General features: G+C 50.7%; 18 protein-coding genes. 4 read left to right on the top strand and 14 right to left on the bottom strand.

What is annotated here, in order from left to right:
• Positions 1-8: 8 nt before the first annotated feature.
• The 6 genes from ACLU9Q_RS08680 to ACLU9Q_RS08705 all read right to left on the bottom strand — a co-directional run bounded on the left by ACLU9Q_RS08680 (position 9) and on the right by ACLU9Q_RS08705 (position 5,238).
• Positions 9-734, bottom strand: a complete 726-nt coding sequence (locus ACLU9Q_RS08680; protein ID WP_412625018.1) for a hypothetical protein — start codon at positions 732-734, stop codon at positions 9-11.
• The gene (locus ACLU9Q_RS08685) at positions 727-1,608 is read right to left on the bottom strand and encodes an ABC transporter ATP-binding protein (RefSeq protein ID WP_412625019.1); all 882 of its coding nucleotides are present in this window, start codon (positions 1,606-1,608) and stop codon (positions 727-729) included. The genes ACLU9Q_RS08680 and ACLU9Q_RS08685 overlap by 8 nt, the downstream gene beginning before the upstream one ends.
• Before the next feature lie 23 nt (positions 1,609-1,631).
• Positions 1,632-2,717: an aspartate-semialdehyde dehydrogenase gene (asd, locus tag ACLU9Q_RS08690; protein WP_296839023.1), complete on the bottom strand. Its 1,086-nt coding sequence runs from the start codon at positions 2,715-2,717 to the stop codon at positions 1,632-1,634.
• Positions 2,718-2,779: 62 nt separating this feature from the next.
• On the bottom strand, positions 2,780-4,159 hold the full coding sequence (gene argH / locus ACLU9Q_RS08695) for an argininosuccinate lyase (protein WP_412625021.1): 1,380 nt from the start codon (positions 4,157-4,159) through the stop codon (positions 2,780-2,782).
• A 24-nt stretch (positions 4,160-4,183) separates the two neighbouring features.
• Complete coding sequence (locus tag ACLU9Q_RS08700; RefSeq protein ID WP_412625022.1) at positions 4,184-4,825, bottom strand: epoxyqueuosine reductase QueH; 642 nt, start codon at positions 4,823-4,825, stop codon at positions 4,184-4,186.
• An 8-nt stretch (positions 4,826-4,833) separates the two neighbouring features.
• Complete coding sequence (locus tag ACLU9Q_RS08705; protein ID WP_412625023.1) at positions 4,834-5,238, bottom strand: bacteriohemerythrin; 405 nt, start codon at positions 5,236-5,238, stop codon at positions 4,834-4,836.
• Positions 5,239-5,439: 201 nt separating this feature from the next.
• Between ACLU9Q_RS08705 and ACLU9Q_RS08710 the strand changes: the two genes are divergently transcribed.
• The 3 genes from ACLU9Q_RS08710 to ACLU9Q_RS08720 are packed head-to-tail and all read left to right on the top strand — an operon-like array spanning position 5,440 to position 9,579.
• On the top strand, positions 5,440-5,931 hold the full coding sequence (locus ACLU9Q_RS08710) for a MarR family winged helix-turn-helix transcriptional regulator (RefSeq protein WP_412625024.1): 492 nt from the start codon (positions 5,440-5,442) through the stop codon (positions 5,929-5,931).
• A complete protein-coding gene (locus ACLU9Q_RS08715; protein WP_412625025.1) occupies positions 5,925-7,658 on the top strand; it encodes an ABC transporter ATP-binding protein in 1,734 nt (577 codons plus the stop codon). Before ACLU9Q_RS08710 ends, ACLU9Q_RS08715 begins: the two co-directional genes overlap by 7 nt.
• Positions 7,659-7,689: 31 nt before the next feature.
• Positions 7,690-9,579: an ABC transporter ATP-binding protein gene (locus tag ACLU9Q_RS08720; RefSeq protein WP_412625088.1), complete on the top strand. Its 1,890-nt coding sequence runs from the start codon at positions 7,690-7,692 to the stop codon at positions 9,577-9,579.
• A 25-nt stretch (positions 9,580-9,604) separates the two neighbouring features.
• On the opposite strand, the gene ACLU9Q_RS08725 is transcribed toward ACLU9Q_RS08720, so the two are convergent.
• The 8 genes from ACLU9Q_RS08725 to ACLU9Q_RS08760 are packed head-to-tail and all read right to left on the bottom strand — an operon-like array spanning position 9,605 to position 17,789.
• Positions 9,605-11,086, bottom strand: a complete 1,482-nt coding sequence (locus tag ACLU9Q_RS08725; protein ID WP_412625026.1) for a DUF3604 domain-containing protein — start codon at positions 11,084-11,086, stop codon at positions 9,605-9,607.
• Between the two features lie 31 nt (positions 11,087-11,117).
• Positions 11,118-12,632, bottom strand: a complete 1,515-nt coding sequence (locus tag ACLU9Q_RS08730) for a sulfatase (protein WP_412625027.1) — start codon at positions 12,630-12,632, stop codon at positions 11,118-11,120.
• Entirely contained in the window at positions 12,629-13,627 is a 999-nt protein-coding gene (locus tag ACLU9Q_RS08735; protein ID WP_412625029.1) for a DUF4432 family protein, read from the bottom strand. The genes ACLU9Q_RS08730 and ACLU9Q_RS08735 overlap by 4 nt, the downstream gene beginning before the upstream one ends.
• A 1-nt stretch (position 13,628) precedes the next feature.
• On the bottom strand, positions 13,629-14,363 hold the full coding sequence (locus tag ACLU9Q_RS08740) for an ABC transporter ATP-binding protein (RefSeq protein WP_302591896.1): 735 nt from the start codon (positions 14,361-14,363) through the stop codon (positions 13,629-13,631).
• Between the two features lie 11 nt (positions 14,364-14,374).
• Entirely contained in the window at positions 14,375-15,145 is a 771-nt protein-coding gene (locus tag ACLU9Q_RS08745; protein WP_302591895.1) for an ABC transporter ATP-binding protein, read from the bottom strand.
• Positions 15,124-15,924: an ABC transporter permease gene (locus tag ACLU9Q_RS08750; RefSeq protein WP_302591894.1), complete on the bottom strand. Its 801-nt coding sequence runs from the start codon at positions 15,922-15,924 to the stop codon at positions 15,124-15,126. The genes ACLU9Q_RS08745 and ACLU9Q_RS08750 overlap by 22 nt, the downstream gene beginning before the upstream one ends.
• Entirely contained in the window at positions 15,921-16,700 is a 780-nt protein-coding gene (locus ACLU9Q_RS08755; RefSeq protein WP_302591893.1) for an ABC transporter permease, read from the bottom strand. Before ACLU9Q_RS08755 ends, ACLU9Q_RS08750 begins: the two co-directional genes overlap by 4 nt.
• A 48-nt stretch (positions 16,701-16,748) precedes the next feature.
• The gene (locus tag ACLU9Q_RS08760; RefSeq protein ID WP_412625030.1) at positions 16,749-17,789 is read right to left on the bottom strand and encodes an ABC transporter substrate-binding protein; all 1,041 of its coding nucleotides are present in this window, start codon (positions 17,787-17,789) and stop codon (positions 16,749-16,751) included.
• A gap of 468 nt (positions 17,790-18,257) precedes the next feature.
• Here ACLU9Q_RS08760 and ACLU9Q_RS08765 point away from each other — a divergent pair, with 468 nt between their 5' ends.
• Positions 18,258-19,298, top strand: coding sequence for a LacI family DNA-binding transcriptional regulator (locus tag ACLU9Q_RS08765; RefSeq protein WP_302591891.1), 1,041 nt, complete (start codon positions 18,258-18,260; stop codon positions 19,296-19,298).
• Positions 19,299-19,307 lie beyond the last annotated feature (9 nt).

The following is a 19,307-nucleotide window of genomic DNA, read 5'->3' on the forward strand; positions in this document are numbered from 1 at the left end:
AATCCTCATCAATCATGTGCGCCGCGGCCGCAGAACACATATCTGCCGAGCCCAAAGAACACAAGGCCCGCCACCGCAAGCGTCAGAGACGCCAGGAAAGCGGAAACTCCCGGCGACACAAACATTTCCTGCCGGAACAGGCTGAACACCGTGATATATTGCAGCACGGAAAGCTCCGGCACAAAATCCTGCAGCAGATAGACTGCATAAAACAGCAGCGGCAGCCCGATGCCAAGCCCGTAATAAAAAGGCATGGATGGTCTGCTGCCGGCGCAGGAAATAAAGAAGCACCAGCCTGCTATAAAAAGCTGCAGGCACATTGCTCCAAGATTCAGTACAATATAGGTATTCTGGTTCCACATGCCCGTCAGATCGTACACATGAAGCACGCTTCCGAGCAGCATGGAAAACGCCAGCAGCACAAATGCGCTCAGTCCCACAAATACCGCCTTTGTCATAATGATCTGCGAAGGACTGATACCGGTCGCGAGCAGAAACGTCATCGATTTGTCGGCGTCACGCCTGCGCACCGTCTCCATCGCCAGCACCATGCTCATCAGCATCGGAATTACAACGACCGGCAGCGTATCCCAGAACATGTCCGAAATCCGGATAAGGCGCATATTCCGAATGACTGCAGCAATCAGAAGGCTTGCCGCCTGCAGGCAGTAAAATACCACCAGCGTTTTCCGGTTGATCATAAAGTCCTGTTTCAGAATCGGTATGTTAAGCATGAAGTCCTCCGTATATGTGCACAAATGTTTCTTCCAGACTTAATGGAACAGGCTCGATGCTCGTCACATGATAATTTGCCAGCGTGCGGATAAGCGGAAGCAGCTCCCCCTGCAGAGATACCACCAGGTTGCGATCCTTCATGCTCCTGATCTCGAAGGATTCCTTCGCGAACTGCATCGCCGACCGGCTGCTGCCAAACTGGATCAGATATCTGCGGTACATATTTTCCCGCATATTTTCCACGTCGCCAAGATAAACGATATTCCCCTTGTCAAGAAGTCCCACCCGGTCGCAGGTGAGGTCGGCGATATCAACATTATCTGACGTGAGAACGACCATCTTCCCCTTTTCCTTCTCCTCCAGGATCAGATCGACCATCACGCTTCGCGTCTTACTATCCAGATTGCGGAAGGGATTGTCGAGAAGAATTACCGGCGGATTGTGCATCAGCGCGCAGACAATGCCCGTTTTCTGCACGTCCGCCGACGTCATTTCCCCGATTTTTTTATCAAGATTCAGCTCCAGACACTTTGCCGTGTTAAAGAGATTTTCCAGGTTGCGCATCCCGCGGATCTCCGCGTTGGAGCGCAGAAACTGCCGTCCGGTAAGGCCTGCAGGCAGAGTGATCTCATCCGGCAGATAACCGATCATCTTGTGCAGATAGACGGACGCGCGCACGCAATCCTTTCCGTTGATCGCACACCTTCCTTTTGTCGGATTTTCGAACCCCATAAGCATACGAAGAGCGGTGGTCTTCCCGGAGCCCTTCGAGCCTACCAGCCCAAAGACCTCCCCGACTTCCACCTCGAAAGAAAAATCAAATATTCCCCTTCCATCCTCAAACCGCTTCGTGAGGTTCTTAAATCGTATCATCGCGCCTTCCTTATCTGAACATCCTATTTCTTTTCAATGTAACCGAGCGCCTTGAGGCATTCTGCGCAGAGCACCGCTCCGCCTGCCGCGCCGCGGACAGTATTGTGGGAAAGTCCCACGAATTTATAATCGTAAACCGTATCCTCACGCAGTCTTCCGATGGAAACGCCCATGCCCTTCTCGTAATCGACGTCTGCCTTTACCTGCGGACGATTGTCCTCCTCCAGATACTGGATAAACTGCTTCGGAGCGCTCGGCAGATTTAATTCCTGCGGAAGCCCGGAGAAGTTTACCAGCTTTTCGATAAGCTGCTCTTTGGTCGGCTTCTTTCTGAATTTCACAAATACGGCAGCCGTGTGACCGTTTAATACCGGTACGCGGATACACTGGCAGGTGATCACCGGCTCCTGTGCCTTTACGATCACGCCGTCTTTGATCTCGCCCAGAATACGCAGCGGCTCCTGCTCGGATTTCTCTTCCTCGCCGCCGATATACGGGATGATGTTTTCCACCATCTCCGGCCAGTCCTTAAAGGTCTTGCCCGCTCCGGAGATTGCCTGGTAGGTCGTCGCAACCACCTCATACGGCTCAAACTCTCTCCATGCGGCGAGCGCCGGCGCATAGCTCTGGATCGAGCAGTTCGGCTTTACCGCCACAAATCCCCTTGTGGTTCCCAGACGCTTTTTCTGGAATTCGATAACCTTAAAGTGCTCCGGGTTGATCTCCGGCACCACCATCGGAACGTCCGGCGTCCAGCGGTGCGCGCTGTTGTTGGAGACAACCGGCGTCTCGGTCTTTGCGTACTCCTCCTCGATTGCACGGATCTCGTCCTTTGTCATATCTACAGCGGAGAATACGAAGTCTACGCCTGCCGCTACCTTCTCCACCTCATTCACATTCATTACTACCAGATTTTTGACTGCTTCCGGCATCGGCGTAGTCATTTTCCATCTGCCGCCGACAGCCTCCTCGTAGGTCTTTCCGGCGCTGCGCGGGCTTGCCGCCACAGTCGTCACCTCAAACCACGGATGGTTTTCCAGCAGGGAAATAAAACGCTGTCCCACCATACCGGTTGCTCCCAGAATACCCACTCTCAGTTTCTCGCTCATAATCTTCTCCTCCATCCTTTAATTTTCGTTACTGTTCACTCCGTTCGCAGCATGAACAGCAACTAATTATCTTCCAGATATCTTCTCTCCGCGGCAATGGCCTGCAGCATCGCCTTCTCAGACGGCGCTCCTGCCGTCTGACGCTTTTCCACGCAGGTTTTCAGGCTGATCGCCTCATAGATATCCTCCTCAAACACCGGACTGATCGCGCGGTACTCCGCAAGCGTCAGATCGTCCATCGCGATGCCCTTTTCAATGCAGGTGAGCACCAGCCTGCCGACGATGCCGTGTGCATCGCGGAACGGCACGCCGTGATTTACCAGATAATCTGCAGCGTCCGTCGCATTCGTGAAGCCCTGCTTCGCGCTCTCCTCCATGCGGTTTTTATTAATTTTCATCGTCGCGATCATGCCGGTGAACAGGGCAATGCAGCCTTTGACTGTGTCGATCGCGTCAAACGTCAGCTCCTTATCCTCCTGCATATCCTTATTATATGCAAGCGGAAGCCCCTTCATGGTCGTGAGCAGCGCTGTCAGTGCCCCGTAGACGCGCCCGGTCTTTCCGCGGATCAGCTCCGCAATATCCGGGTTTTTCTTCTGCGGCATGATGCTGCTTCCGGTGCTGTACGCGTCGTCCAGCTCCACAAAGCGATATTCATTCGAATTCCAGATTATGATCTCCTCGCAGAAACGGCTTAAATGCATCATGATCGTGGACATCGCCGAGAGAAGCTCGATCAGATAGTCCCGGTCCGCCACCGAATCCATGCTGTTTAAGGTCGCCCCGTCAAAATCAAGAAGCTGCGCCGTGTATTCCCGGTCCAGCGGATAGGTGGTGCCTGCGAGCGCGCCGCTGCCGAGCGGACAGAGGTTCATCCGCTTTGTAATATCTGCAAGCCTCTGACGATCGCGCTTAAACATTTCAAAATAAGCGCCGAGATGGTGCGCAAGTGTGACCGGCTGCGCCTTCTGCAAATGCGTAAAGCCCGGCATATAGGTTTCCGTGTGCGCCTCCATCATGGAAAGCAGCGTCTCCAAGAGTTTTTTTAGCAGCGCGTCCATCTCCGCGATCTCATCGCGTATGTACAGCTTCATATCCAGCGCCACCTGGTCGTTGCGGCTCCTGCCGGTGTGCAGCTTTTTACCCGCATCGCCAATACGGTCTATTAAATTTGCCTCCACAAAGCTGTGGATATCCTCATATTTTTCTGTGATCTGCAGTGTCCCGTTCTCCACATCGGTAAGAATGCCCTGCAGCCCCTCCAGGATCTGTTCCTTTTCCTGCTCCGTCAGAATGCCCTGCTTCGCCAGCATTTTCACATGCGCCATGCTGCCGCGGATATCCTGACGGTAAAACTTCTGGTCAAACGATACGGATGCGTTAAACCGGTATACCAGCTCGTCTGTCTCTTTGGTAAAACGGCCGCCCCATAGCTGTGCCATAAATTCCCCTTCTTTCGTCTTTTCTCATACGGAGTGTATCATATTTTCCGCACAGCCGCAAGCCCCTTTCATGCTGAATACACACCCACAGTAGTTCTGTCTGTACAGCCCGTACCTGGCGGACAGCTCTCCGGAGCGCTTGAAGCCGTTCTTTTTCTTAAAATCAGAAGGAAGCCAGGAAACGCCGTACTCCCCGGCAAGCTGCTCCCCGATCTCATTGATGACTGCTGCGTTTTTCAGCGGGCTGATCGTGAGCGTGGTCGCAAAGTAATCGGCATTGGCAAGGACAGCTCTCTTCGCCGTCTCCCGCAGGCGTAGCGCAAAGCAGACGCGGCAGCGCGCGCCGCCTTCCGGCTCGCGCTCCAGCCCCTTGACCGCCTCATAGTAATGCGCGTCGTCGAAATCGCCCTCGATAAAGCTTACCGGATGCTTCAGGGGCATCTCACGGATCAGGCGCTGCTGCTCCACCACACGCTTGCGGTACTCCTCCTCCGGATAAATATTGGGGTTATAGTAAAAAACAGTGATCCTAAAATACTGCGACAGATATTCCAGCACATAGCTGCTACAGGGCGCGCAGCAGCTATGCAGAAACAGGACCGGCACCTTTTCTGCCAGTCCTGCGATCACTTTGTCCAGTTCGCGTTGATAATTGCGGTTATTCATAGGACAGACTATTTTGCACAGACAAACTCTGCGACCTTTTTATCCCATCCCTGGATGTGGATAACAAGCCAGTCGACTACGTTCTTCTTCACAGCCTCCACAAACGCTTCGCTCGGTCCTTCCTCTTCTTCCAGCATCTCGCGCAGCTCGTCCACCGCCTTCACAAAAGCCGCATGCTGCTCCTTATGCTGATCAAGAAGCGGGTAATTGTGCTCCGCCTGCAGCTTTTCCTCATCTGCAAAATGGATCACCGTGTAGTCCATCAGAAAGTCCAGCGTCTGTACGGCAACATTTTTCTCCTTGCCGACTGCGCACTCCTCTGTCAGCTTATTTACTCTGGCAATCAGCTCCCTGTGCTGGCTGTCGATCAGTTCATTTCCTGTTTCCAGTGATTTGTCAAATACAATACTCATGATAGTGTCCTCTCCTTTATTTCTGAATATTGGGCATATGACTCCCGGCCCTATGTCGCTAGTATAGCAGAAAAATTTCCAAAATACAATTGACAAAATAGAAAGTGCGTATTAAAATGTGTTCCGTTTCAAATTATTAGATTTCGAACAATCCGATTTCGAACTTTTTTACCGGAAATCTTACATTGTGAGGTGATTATTTTGTATCAGAGAGAACATATCGGACAGTGGATCAATATGGTCTCCTACCAGATCAAGCGCAGCATTGATGAGATCGCACAGAAATACGGCATTACCGGAATACAGAGCCGTATCATCTGTCATTTGGCGCATGCGGAACAGATCGGGCAGGACGTTTATCACCGGGATATCGAAAAGCTTTTTGGTATCCGCCGCTCCTCCGTCACCAGCGTAGTATCGCATCTGGAGCAAAACGGCTATATTACCCGGCAGGCCGTTTCCGGGGACGCCCGCCTGAAAAGACTGGTTCTGACGGAAAAAGGCCGCGTTGTCTCGCAGCAGATGGCGCATGCGATCGACGAATTTGACAACTCTATCTCCGACTGCTTTACGCCGGAAGAGGAAGCGCAGCTTCTTACGATGCTGAAAACGATCTCACAGATGCTGGGCGGCAGCAGCACACATTCCTGCCATAAATTGCATGAAAAAAAGGAGGATGATACTTTATGCTGAAAAATTTACTCCGCTGTATCGGAGAATACAAAAAGCCCTCTATCCTTGCGCCCATCTGCGTTACCCTTGAGGTAATCCTGGAGGTGCTTATTCCGCTTCTGATGGCAAGCCTGATCGACGAGGGCATCAGCAGCGGAAACATGAACCGGATTCTCTTTTACGGTCTTATTCTGGTGGCCGCTGCGATGGCGTCCCTTGCCTGCGGCGCGCTCTCCGGTCATTACGCCGCGGTTGCCAGCGCCGGTTTTGCGAAAAATCTGCGCCAGGCAATGTTTTATAAGGTGCAGGATTTTTCCTTCACGAATATCGACCATTTTTCCACCTCCAGTCTGGTGACAAGGCTGACGACCGACGTGACCAACGTCCAGAACGCCTACCAGATGGTGATCCGTGTGGCGGTGCGCGCCCCGATCATGCTGATATCGGCGTTTGTGATGGCGTGTAAGATCAATCCGCGTCTCGCGCTGATTTACCTGGCTATCATTCCGGTGCTCGGCTGCATACTCTTTGGGATCACCGTAACGGCACACCCGATCTTCTCACGCGTGTTTAAGACCTACGATAAGCTGAACAACGTTGTGCAGGAAAATGTCCACGGTATCCGCGTCGTGAAATCATTTGTGCGCGAGGATTACGAGAAGGAGAAATTCAACAAGATCTCCGGCGCTATTTTTAAAGATTTTAATAAGGCCGAAAAGCTTCTCGCCTTCAACAGCCCCGCCATGCAGACCTGCGTGTACACCTGTATGCTGCTGATCTCCTGGTTCGGCGCCCATATGATCGTCTCAAATACCATGACGACCGGCGAGCTTACTTCCATGTTTACCTACACCATGCAGATCCTGATGAGCCTTATGATGCTCTCCATGATTTTCGTGATGGTGACCATGTCCAGGGCTTCTGTGGAGCGTATCGACGAGGTGCTGAAGGAACAGCCGGATATTAAAGACGCCGCGCAGCCGGTGAAGGAAGTAAAAAACGGCGACATCTGCTTCTCACACGTTTCCTTCAGCTACTCGAAGGATAAAAACCGCCTGAGTCTCAAAGATATCAATCTGGACATCAAATCCGGAGAGACCGTCGGCATTATCGGCGGCACCGGAAGCGCAAAGAGCTCGCTCGTGCAGCTCATTCCGCGTCTGTATGATATCACAGAGGGCAGCCTCACGGTGGGAGGACTGGACGTGCGCGAGTATGACCTGGAGGTTCTGCGCGACGCCGTTTCCATGGTTCTGCAGAAAAACGTGCTTTTCTCCGGCACTATCAAGGATAACCTGCGCTGGGGAAAGAAGGACGCGACGGACGAGGAAATGATCCACGCCTGTCAGCTCGCCCAGGCGGACGACTTTATCCGCACCTTCCCGGACGGCTACGACACACATATTGAACAGGGCGGCTCCAATGTTTCCGGCGGTCAGAAGCAACGTCTCTGTATTGCGCGTGCGCTGCTGAAAAAGCCGAAGATCCTTATTCTGGACGACAGCACCTCGGCGGTGGACACCCGCACCGATGCGCTGATCCAGAAGGCATTTGCCGAGGAAATCCCGGATACGACCAAGCTGATCATTGCGCAGCGTATCTCTTCCGTCCAGAACGCCGACAAGATCGTTGTCATGGACAACGGACGGATCTCGGCAGTCGGAACGCACGATGAGCTGCTCGCCTCCAATCATATTTATCAGGAGGTTTATTATTCTCAGGTAAAGGGGGAATCGGACGATGAGTAGACAGGATGACCACAAAGCGATGGCGCGCGGCATGACAAAGGAAGCGCGCAGAGAAATGACGAAAAAACAAAATCCAATGATCCCGCTGAAGCGTCTGCTCGGCTATATCGGCAGAGATTACAAATTTCATATGATCCTGGTGCTTGTCTGTATCCTGATAAGCTCCGTCACCGGCGTCATTGCCTCGCTGTTTTTACAGACACTGATCGACGATTATGTGACGCCGCTGCTGCAGTCGGCAGATCCCGACTTCGGTCCGCTTTTTCAGACGCTGCTGAAAATGGCGGCAATCTACCTTGCCGGCGTGCTGGCAACGCTGCTCTATTCCAGAACGATGGTAACGATCGCACAGGGCGTGCAGAAGCGCATCCGCGACGAGATGTTTGCACATATGCAGACGCTGCCGATCAAATATTTTGACACGCACGCCTTCGGCGATATTATGAGCCACTACACCAATGATACGGATACGCTGCGCCAGATGCTCTCGCAGAGCCTCACGCAGATGATCTCCTCCGCGATCACGATCGTTTCGGTCATCATCGCGATGCTGACGACCAGCCTGCACCTTTCGCTGGTAGTTGCGATTTCCGTATTCTTTATGCTGCGCGTCACCAGTAAGATCGCCGGAAACAGCGGCCGCTACTTTATCAGGCAGCAGGCTTCTCTCGGCGAGACAAACGGCTACATCGAGGAAATGATTAACGGACAGAAGGTCGTAAAGGTGTTCAACTACGAAGACCGTTCAAAGGAAGCCTTCGACAAACTAAATGAAGAGCTTTGCAGCAACGCCACCAACGCCAACCGCTATGCGAATATTCTGATGCCGGTGATGGGCAACCTCGGAAACCTGCAGTATGTGGTGATCGCGATCGTCGGCGGCGTGCTCGCGCTGAACAATATCGGCGGCATCACAGTCGGCATGATCGCGAGCTTCCTGCAGCTCTCTAAGTCGTTCACGAACCCGATCGGTCAGATTTCGCAGCAGTTTAACTCTATCGTGATGGCGCTCGCCGGAGCCGGCCGTATCTTTGATCTGATGGACGAAAAACCGGAGGAGGACGAGGGCTACGTGACGCTTGTCCGCGCAAAATATGTGGACGGCGAGCTGACAGAATGCCCGGAGCGCACCGGCATGTGGGCATGGAAGCACCGCCACGGCGACGGCACGCTCACCTACAAAAAGATGGAGGGCGACGTGCGCTTCTACGATGTGGATTTCGGCTACGACCCGGATAAGATCGTGCTGCACAATATTTCGCTCTACGCGAAGCCCGGTCAGAAGATTGCCTTTGTCGGCGCAACCGGCGCCGGAAAGACGACCATCACCAACCTGATCAACCGCTTTTACGATCTCGCCGACGGCAAGATCCGCTACGACGATATCAACATCAATAAGATTAAAAAGCCGGAGCTGCGCCGCTCGCTCGGCATGGTTCTGCAGGACACAAACCTGTTCTCCGGCACCATCATGGAGAACATTCGCTACGGCAAGCTGGACGCTACCGACGAGGAGGTTTACGCGGCGGCGAAGATCGCCAACGCACACGACTTTATCGAGATGCTGCCGCAGGGCTACGATACCGTGATCTCCGGCAATGGCGCCGAGCTTTCGCAGGGACAGCGCCAGCTTCTCTCCATCGCCCGCGCCGCGATCTCCGATCCGCCGGTCATGATCCTGGATGAGGCAACCTCCAGCATCGACACCCGCACGGAGTCAATCATCCAGAAGGGTATGGATGCGCTGATGAAGGGGCGCACGGTGTTTGTCATCGCACACCGTCTCTCCACCGTCCGCAACGCCGATGCCATCATGGTGCTGGAGCAGGGACGCATTATCGAGCGCGGCACACATGATGAGCTGATCGCACAGAAAGGAAAATATTACCAGTTATATACAGGTGCTTTTGAGCTGGAATAAAACAGTGCGAACCTGTCTCGCCAATTTATGCTCTTACATAGATTGGCGAGACAAACGCTCTGCACCCATTGCCTTGCACGATCTCCGCCTGATAAACATCCTCTTCCGCCTCCGGAAGATCATCAAATTCCATTTCTCCGCAGCATAGTGCTGCCGGGTATGCCGTATGCATTTTATAAGCATGAGAATGCCACGGTTTCATCTGCGCAGTATAGCCGCATCTTAACAGCTCCTGCAATGTCGTTTCCTTAGTCTGCCCATTGAGCCGCAGTGTGATGACCGCATCCGTTTTCCCTTTCACCTCAAAAACAAACGCGCTTGTCAGCGGATGCAGCGTAGATTTATTGCATGTAGTGTCACATCCAAACATCACGTGCTCTTTACCCGGCACAACAAAATTATGCAGACGGTTAGTGTCATCCTGCGAATCCACTTCCGCGTCGCTCGGGCTTAACGCATTCCTTCCCCGCAGATAAGGCTGCACACGCACAAATTCCCCGCCTTTCACCCTGATCTCCCCCTCCCAGTGATATAGATCCGGCGAATTGCTCCAGCCCATCTCCAGACGGAGCTTATAGCGGTTTTCGAAATCTCTCTCCGGGGTATTTTCCGGCATATATTGTTTCAATATCCTGCCATTTTTGCGAACAGTCATACTCTCAAGCAGAGCATCCCCCTCTGCCATCAGCCGGATATGCCTTTTTTCTGTCGTCAGCTTATCTCCCATCATCGCATCGTTTACGAAAAAGCTGCAGGCTATCCGATCCCCGGATGCCGCATAGATGTGTCCCTTTGTGATTGCCTTCCAGATAGCTTCACGCGTTTTTTCCTCCGCCCATACGCCTGCGATCCCATCCCCATAGGAGCCGGGAAAGCCGGCATGATGATCGGTGGAACCTGCAAAAGAAAAATGACAGCCCCGGCGTAACCCTTCCGCCACCGTATTGCGCGGATCAAGCGGACCCATGTCATGATAATAAGGAAACGGACCATCCTCCCGCATTGCACAGCCGTGCTTGGAATACACCTCTACGACTGGGGAAATCCTCTCGTCAAACAACTCCCAGGAAATCCCCCGGTATCCCGGTGTATAGCCAATGTGATGCGGCACCGCGATCGCCCGACATCCGCAGTCGCGGATAATCTCCGCCGGACTGTCACGGTAAATCAGCGGAAACCCTTCGTCCGGCGACACAAAATGACAGTCCCCATACTTTGAAGAATGCATCTCATACGACTGAAAAGTTACAAGCCGCTCATCATTATATGCATTGACCATACGGCGCACTTCATCCCAGCCCTTCTTTAATTTTTCAAATCCTCTTTTATGAAAGTCTACCACAAACATCGTCTCGGGTACACGCTCATACATATCCGGCCACATGGCATGTCCCGTCACGCAACAAAAATCCAAATGTGTCCTGGCATCCTCCAATGCGTTTTCCAGGCTGCCAAATCCATAGGAAATCCCGCAATGGTTATGTAAATCGCCCCAGAATAATTCCAAGCCTATTCCTCCTTTCCATCCGGGCAGCTGTTCAGCCGCCCATCTTCCGCGTCATATTCAGACGTTCGTACTGCTCTGCAGGCGCGTCATTTTCCGTCATTAACACAGCCAGCTTTTCAAGCATCCTCTTTTCCAGCGCTTCATCTTCCAGGGGATGCAGCTGCTGTGGATCGCTTTCCAGATCAAACAGCAGGCTTTCGTGAATATGATCTGCATCTACATAGCCGATCCGCGCATGAGTATCGCTTTTTACCCATCTGCCGCTGCGGATCTTCATCAGTCTGCAGCCCTTCGTAAAGGAAAACGGCTCCGCCAGTTCAACCGTGCGCATCTCCGGCACCGAAAACAGATTGTACAGATGCATCGGCATATAGGTATACTGATAGAGCGGCTCGTTTTTGCCCTCTCCGATGCCGCGCATATAAACATATCTGCCATCCGTCACGCAGACGTGTCCGCCGAAGACGCCAAACAATGCGTCTTCCCTCACCGGAGTATCTGTCCGGATTACCTCCTGCAGAGAATGTCCCTGCATATCCCGGGTCTTCTCCAGTCCAAAAAATTCCAGCAGTGTCACCGGAAGATCTATGGTCTGCACCAGGCTTTTTCTGCGCTCGTTTGCCACGCGGCTGCGCGGATCCCAGATAAATAATGGAATATGTGCCGTTTCATTATACCAGGGCATAATATTTTTCCCCCAGTAATCGTGCTCTTCCAGCATAAAACCATGGTCTGTATTCACAATCAGCATAGTATCCTTCCACAGATCGCAGGCATCCATTAAATCCAGCAGCTTGCCAAGATAATGATCGCACATGGATAAAAGCGCCGCATACGTTTTGCGGATATGGCTGCGCTTTCCGGGATCCGCCTCTGCCCGTCCGTATCCCGGCCAGTCGAAGGGTTCTCCCTCATAAGCATCATCGTACCATTTTTTATAGGCTTCCGGAACGCAGAAGGGCTCGTGCGGATCGAAGCACTCCAGCTGAAGGAACCAGTTGTCCGCATCCTTATTTTTCTGAATAAACTCCAGTCCGGACGCAAATGTTTTTGCCTGCGGCATGTCCCGTTCATCCTTTATTTGCGCACGGTTCACCTGGTCCATTGCCTGTTTGAAGACGCTTGCCGGATAATTGATCTTATCCACTCCCCGCATCGCCTCCACATCCCCATAGCAGGGGTCTCCCTCCTGCCCGCGGATAAAATCAAAGGAGGTATAGCGGAAGTGATATGTCGCCCCGCCATCCTCCCAGTAATGCTGGTGATCTGTCACCAGATGCGTGTAGATGCCGCTCGCGCTCAGCATTGCTATTGCAGAATCATCGTAAGGTTCCAGAGGTCCCCAGCTGCGATGCAGAAAATTATAACGTCCCGTGTGCAGCTCCCGCCGCGCCGGCATACACGGCATACTTCCAATATAACAATTGTCAAATACACACGTTTTCTCCGCCAGCCGCTGAAAATTTGGCGCATGCGTCCACTCACAGCCATAGCATGGCAGGAAATGACGATTTAACGTGTCAAACATAAGCATGATTGCTCTCACTGTATTCCCTCCTCATCAAACATATCTGAAAAACCCGCCTTTAAATCTATACAGATCCGGTTTTCACACTGCTCGCCCGGCTGCAGCGCCGGCAGTACCTTGCGCCTTGCCGCTTCCACGCGCCCGACCCCCGGGCAGAAGCACGGCTCCACGCCAAGCGCAAACGTCTTTTTCGTAAAACTTTTCCAGAATCCCGTCCATTTCAGCCATTCTCCCTCTGTACGCAGATGAATGCGCACACCAGACACCGGATCCCAGAGGGAAACTCCCTTTTGCGGGTCTGTCTGAGTGTAGTAGACCGTCTCCCTCTGAGCACTCCCCCTCTTTGCCATGGCAAGCACTTCATCCGGCGGTGAACAACGCTTTGTGTCCCTCTCCTCAATGTAAGTAAAATCGGCAGAAACCTGCAGCCTTTCCGACAAAAACGGCTCTCCAAAATTGATGTGATACATCATCATCACCGGCGTTGCCAGTTTCCCCGCATTTGTCACGATATCATGAATTTCCAGATAAGGCGTCTTTTTTAACAGGGTGATCACCCGCTCCATGCGCAGTCTTTCCCCCTGCGGATGATTTTCTTCGACCAACGCACACACACGTACCATGCTGGCATCCTCGTAGATTTTGGTCCGTGTACATGCCGTATTGGAGATACATCCATGAAGTCCGAATGCCCGGCCGTTCTCTCTGCACGGACGTCCGGCATTCAGAAGTCCACAGGTCGTCAGAAATCCACCGAAAAAATTGACAGAAAATCCTTCCACACCGTTCTCCACAAAATTTTCCGGTGCGAGCCCCGCCCGATGATCCAGATAACTCACCCTCCGTCCGCGAAAAAAAAGCGCATAAATATCCAGCGCACGGTCCGGGAGGAGCGTCAGATTCATTCCGTCTTGTGAGCCAAGCACGATCGCCGGCACTTTCCTTTTGCAGACGGGGTCTTCCAGCCATTCCCTGCGCACCCATTTTTCCGTATACTTTTCTGTTTCCCTCATGCTACCACCATTTAATCAGCGCAGTCACCTCATTGCGCAGTTCCACAAATGAATCCTCCGTTACCCTGCGCGGATACGGCAGCCCGTTCTGAATACTCTTCTTAATCGTCGTCGGCTTATTCGTAAGCACCAGGATCCTTTCGCTCAGATACACTGCCTCTTCAATATTATGAGTGATGAAAATCACGGTCGTCTTCAGTTTTCGCCACAAATTCAGCAACTCGTCCTCCAGCTTAAAACGGAGCTCCAGATCAAGCTGCCCATACGGCTCATCCATCAGTAAAAGATCCGGCTGCACCGCAAATGCCCGCGCAATTGCTACTCTCTGCAGCATACTGGCCGAAAGCTGGTTTGGATAATAATCCGCAAATTTTTCCAGACCGACCAGCTGCAATGCTTCGTCTGTTTTTTGCTTCACCTCTGCCTTAGAGTATTTTCGTATCTCCAGACCAAACTGTACATTCTGTCTCACATTCAGCCATGACATGGTAGAATACTCCTGCATAATATAAGCAATACTGTGTTTTTTCAGATCTACGCTTTCCCCATCAATGTGAATCTCTCCCTCATCAATCTCATAGATCCCCGTCAGACTATTTAAAAAAGTAGTCTTTCCGCAGCCCGTCGGTCCGACAATACAGAGAAATTCCCCTTCCTTCACATCAAAGGATACATTATCCAGCACCAGCAGATCTCCAAAGCTTTTCGTCAGATTTTTAACTTCCACCTTTTTCATATGATCATCCCTCACTTTGTACTTTCGAAAATTTCGCTGATTTCCTCGCGAATTTTCAAAAATTCCTTGGAAACATAATCACGCGGACGCGGTAAATCAATCCTGATCTCCCTCTTCACATTCGTCGGGCAGTTCGTCAGCAAAATAATTCTGTCTGCCAGAAATACCGCTTCTTCTATATTATTTGTGACGAATATGACTGTCCGCTTTTCCCTGCTCCAGATATTCGTAATGACTTCCTGCATGGCATACCGTGTCTGCGCATCCAAATGCCCGAACGGCTCATCCATCAGCAAAACCGCCGGATCGTTGCAGTATGCACGCGCAATACCAACCCTCTGACGCATGCCGCCTGAAAGCTTAATGGGATAGCTGTTTTCAAAACCTGTCAGTCCTACCAGATCAATAAAATGCTGCGCCTTTTTACGCCGCTCCTGTTTCGGCATATGCTTCATGCGCGGTCCAAAATCTACATTTTTCATAACCGTAAACCATGGAAAAAGCCCTGTCGTCTGATACACCATCCCAATCCCAGGATTCGGCTTTGTCACCTTTTCTCCCTGAAAAAGAACCTCTCCGGCAGTAGGCGGCTCCAACCCGGCAATGATATTCATAAGAGTCGTCTTGCCGCACTGCCCCGGCCCCAAAAGAACCACGAATTCATTTTCTTTCACGTCAAGATCAAATTTCTGCAGAACCTCCAGCGACGTCTTTTTCGTCGAGAATGTTTTGCCGATATTTCTGCATGTGATCATAGAGTTTACTTGCCCTGTATGTTCCATACGCACAGCCTCCTTTCCAGTGCTTTTAATAGACTGGATGTAATCAGTCCTACCAATCCGATCGCAAGCATTCCAACGATCACCTGCGTAGTATTCGCATAGTTCATACCGTTAAAAATAATCCACCCGGTTCCTTCATCAGAGCGGATCATTTCTGCAGCAATCACTGCACACCATGCGCCCGCAAAGCTTCCCTGCAGCCCCAGGAAAATATTTGGAATAGCAGATCGTATGATCACATTGGTAAAAAGCTGGAATTTATTTGCCCCAAGCATTTTTGCCGCTCCGATCAACATCGGATCCGTCTCCAGCGCACCAAAATAAGTCTGCATCGTGATTCCAACCAGTGCCGTCATACAGATCAAAAAGTGCTTTGAGCTTTCGCCAAGACCAAACCATAAAATCGCCAGAGGAATCCATGCAAGCCCGGGGATCGGACGCACAATACTGAACAACGGCATAAAAAATGCCCGGCAGACTTTGGAGCATGCCATGATCAGACCAAGCGGGATACCGATCACTACCCCAAGTCCAAACCCGATCGTCACACGACGCAGACTGTAAAAAATATGTTCGAGCATCGTGTTCTGTCCAATCTGAACATAAAACGCCTTTACAAATTCACGGATGACCAGAAACGGACTCGGAAAAAATCTGCCGATTTTTCCGGTCATTGAGACAAGCTCCCATACGGCAAGAAAAATGCAAAAGGCAAGAATTCCGTAGACAATACTCTCTATCCTTGAATCAGCAAATGTTTTTTTGTTTTTCTTTTTCACTGCATATGCCTCCCTTTTACAACCGCATGCTCAATCGTGCTCAAAATCTTGTTAAGAATCGCTCCGATCACAGTGATCACGATCATGCCTACAATTACCAGATCCGTACGCGCCATCATACGCGCATATTGAATCAAATACCCCAGTCCCTTATCCGCCGCCAGCATTTCCGCAGCCACCAGTGACATCCAGGCCAGATTCATAGAAAGGCTAAGTCCCGCAAAAATCATTGGCAGCGCCGACGGGATCGCCACCTTAAACAACATCTGCCATCTGCTCGCCCCAAAGGTCTGTGCAACCCACAGATGCACGTTTTTCGCCTGTTTCACGCCGCTGTAGCTGTTTAGAATACAGTTTGTAACAGTCGAAACAAAGATAACAGCCGCCTTTGCCGTCTGCCCGATCCCAAAGAAAATCAGCATCAGCGGAATCCACGCAATAGGCGGAATCGGCCGGAGGAAATTAAAAATCGGTGTAATGAGCAGATCTGCCTTATGATTCCACGCCATCATAATGCCCACCGGGATCCCAATAACCGCGCCGAGGAAAAAGCCATACAGGGCAAGCTTTAAGCTCGCCCAAATATGCTCTGGCATCGTTCCGCCATCCGGTGCGCGTTTTGTCCATTTTGCTATAAAGGTCGTAACTACTTTTGCCGGACTCGGAAGCGCTTTTGCCGGAAAGATGCCCAGTCCGTCTGTGACCAGCCACCAAAGAAAGATAAACAGACTGAGGCTGAACAGTGATATACAAAAATAAAGCGCTTTTTTCTTCATAGATGCCTCCTTTTTATGATACAGGAACCTGCCGTTCCATATGATCATTTATTTCAGTCCTGCAGCCACCAGTACATCATCGCGGACATTTTTCTCAATGTCGGCTCTCTGGCTCTCTTCAATCTGCTCCGTCATAATGTAAAATTCCACAAAATTATTTAAGAAATCTTCTCCGAGCTTTCTCTCTTTTACATCCTCCACACCATAATAAGGTTTCTGTTCCATGATCGTCTTTGCAGTCTCTTCCGAAGTAGAACCGCCATTCAGACGTACCCACTCTACATAACACTGTGTTGCAAGCTCCGTATCATTATTCATGGTATCATTTACCTCTGCAAGAAGTCTGCAGAGAACTGCCAGCCCCTGAAATTTTTCCTCATCCTGAAAAGCCGCGTCGCTGCATACAACCTGCGCCGTCGCGTCACAGTGAAGCGATGTCAAAGATGCCAGTTCCACATTTCCCTCACGCACAAGATCAAAGGAGTAGTTGTTCGAACAGCAAAGCACATCTCCTTCTCCCAGCTGAAATGCCTGGTAAGCCTGGTTTGCATCCATAGACACAATGTTCACATCCTCCATCGTAAGTCCCAGCGCTTCTACATATTTCACTGTACAGTAATACTGCAGTGTACCCGCTGTTGTCAGAATGGTGAGTCCCCTGACGCTATCCGCATCTCCCAGGATATCCAGATCTCCCGCCGCTCCCGAAACGCCTGTGCAGGCAAGCTCCGGTCTGGCAATCATACTCATGCCAATGGTATCATTGTTTACCTCCATAATCAGCTTCGAATCCAGATTTGCCAGCGCCGGAACCGTAGCTCCTCCGCCGATGATCGCACAGTCAAGCTCGCCCGCCGTCATTGCTTCATTTGCCGGCGCTCCGGATGAAAACACAAGATATTCCACATCTATGCCGTTTTGTATGTCCAGTTCATTATCGACAATATATTTTGTCGTAAAACCTGTCCATCCATCCAAAATACCAATATTAATCACTGTCGGTTCCTCCGACGCTCCAACCACGGTTGATCCCGTAAATCCTGTAATCGCCATTGCTGCTGCCATAATACCTGCAAATAATTTCTTCATCTGTTTTTCACCTTTCTTTTTATTTTTCCCGTTTGTTTTCCGCAAGTTACCATCTGGCCCGGTAAGCCCTCATCCCTTCCCACACTCCCCCTTTTGTTTTTCAAAACGTCCTTATAATGTTTTAAATGTTATAAATGTTGCATTTACTTTTTATCATAACATTCTTGCATCATTTACACAAATATATCATATATGTATAATTTATGTCAATATTTTTCTTTAAAATTCATCATTTTTCTTCTATTCTTTTTATCTTTGCTTCGTGTTTCCTATAATTTCGTACATTTTTATCATATTTTTGGTTTCGTGCTTTTTCGTGCGTTATATCTTTTTTAGAACATTTTTACAATATTTTCCAACATTCTTACATTAATTGACAATTACCTATAAAAATGCTATGATTATATAAATTGTATTGTGTATATTTTTATGTATAATCAGACATTATTTCAGGCAAGGGGCATCAATATGGGCATCACAATGAACGAAATCGCCGATATGTGCGGCGTATCCCGCGGTACAGTTGACCGGGTACTAAATAAACGCGGAGGTGTAAAATCCGACACTGCACAGCGCATTCTGGCAGCAGCCGAATCGCTCGGTTATACCCGCAAAACACTCGCAGCATCCATGCCTGTATCCGCTTCTGTTCAGTATCGCATCGGTCTTCTGATCAATGCAACCGGGCACCCCTATTTTACCGATATTATGGCGGGCATGCTCACTGCATTGGAAAATTTGCTTTCGCAAAACATTACCGGCATTGTGAAAATGTCGCATGGCTTTGACGTGGAACAACAGCTTCGCCAGCTCGATGAAATGCTTCAGCAGAACGTTGATGCCGTAGCACTCACGCCGGCAAACGATCCGCGCATCGCTGACAAGCTGCGGGAATTTACCTCCCGAAATATTCCCGTCGTGATCGTCAGCGCCCTGCTGGACAATTTCGACTATTTTTCCTTTATCGGATGCAACCACTATTTAAGCGGGCGTATCGCTGCCGGTCTTGTAAAGCAGATCCTTTCTCCCGGCAGCAAGATCGCGATCATGACCAGCACCCGCAAAATGGCAGGCGTCAGCAGGCGTGTTACCGGATTTACAGATGTCCTGCAGGCTGCAAAACAAAATTATCAGATCCTGCCGCCCGTAGAGTGCTTTGATGACGATGCGATCGCCTATAAAACAGTATCGTCCCTGTCGCAGAAAAATCATGATATCGACCTCTTTTTCTTCGCAGCGGGCGGATACAGCGGCGCTTATCAGGCATTAGAGGACACCGGACTCCTCGGAAAATGTAAAATTATCGCATTTGATACTTCAGAGCCCAATGTATTCCATCTAACACATGGCAATGTTGCTGCTCTGCTTAACCAACATCCGACCGAGCAGGGGAGACAGGCGATTCAGCAGATCGCCGATTATCTTTTGAAGCGCAGCGTTCCCTCCTCCAAAGAAACCTACATGCCGGTCGAGATCCTGGTTGACGAATCCTTTACGAATACTGTATAACATTCTTTC

It is taken from the genome of Marvinbryantia sp. (assembly GCF_047017445.1).
Classification (GTDB): Bacteria; Bacillota; Clostridia; order Lachnospirales; family Lachnospiraceae; genus Marvinbryantia.

Bases quoted from the DNA above. Each gene is read 5' to 3' on its own strand.
- ACLU9Q_RS08740 (WP_302591896.1), bottom strand. From the start codon at position 14,363: ATGAAAAAGGTGGAAGTTAAAAATCTGACGAAAAGCTTTGGAGATCTG.
- ACLU9Q_RS08745 (WP_302591895.1), bottom strand. From the start codon at position 15,145: ATGGAACATACAGGGCAAGTAAACTCTATGATCACATGCAGAAATATC.
- ACLU9Q_RS08700 (WP_412625022.1), bottom strand. From the start codon at position 4,825: ATGAATAACCGCAATTATCAACGCGAACTGGACAAAGTGATCGCAGGA.
- ACLU9Q_RS08760 (WP_412625030.1), bottom strand. From the start codon at position 17,789: ATGAAGAAATTATTTGCAGGTATTATGGCAGCAGCAATGGCGATTACA.
- argH (WP_412625021.1), bottom strand. From the start codon at position 4,159: ATGGCACAGCTATGGGGCGGCCGTTTTACCAAAGAGACAGACGAGCTG.
- ACLU9Q_RS08705 (WP_412625023.1), bottom strand. From the start codon at position 5,238: ATGAGTATTGTATTTGACAAATCACTGGAAACAGGAAATGAACTGATC.
- ACLU9Q_RS08735 (WP_412625029.1), bottom strand. From the start codon at position 13,627: ATGAGGGAAACAGAAAAGTATACGGAAAAATGGGTGCGCAGGGAATGG.
- ACLU9Q_RS08720 (WP_412625088.1), top strand. From the start codon at position 7,690: ATGACAAAGGAAGCGCGCAGAGAAATGACGAAAAAACAAAATCCAATG.
- ACLU9Q_RS08765 (WP_302591891.1), top strand. From the start codon at position 18,258: ATGGGCATCACAATGAACGAAATCGCCGATATGTGCGGCGTATCCCGC.
- ACLU9Q_RS08680 (WP_412625018.1), bottom strand. From the start codon at position 734: ATGCTTAACATACCGATTCTGAAACAGGACTTTATGATCAACCGGAAA.
- ACLU9Q_RS08685 (WP_412625019.1), bottom strand. From the start codon at position 1,608: ATGATACGATTTAAGAACCTCACGAAGCGGTTTGAGGATGGAAGGGGA.
- ACLU9Q_RS08715 (WP_412625025.1), top strand. From the start codon at position 5,925: ATGCTGAAAAATTTACTCCGCTGTATCGGAGAATACAAAAAGCCCTCT.
- asd (WP_296839023.1), bottom strand. From the start codon at position 2,717: ATGAGCGAGAAACTGAGAGTGGGTATTCTGGGAGCAACCGGTATGGTG.
- ACLU9Q_RS08755 (WP_302591893.1), bottom strand. From the start codon at position 16,700: ATGAAGAAAAAAGCGCTTTATTTTTGTATATCACTGTTCAGCCTCAGT.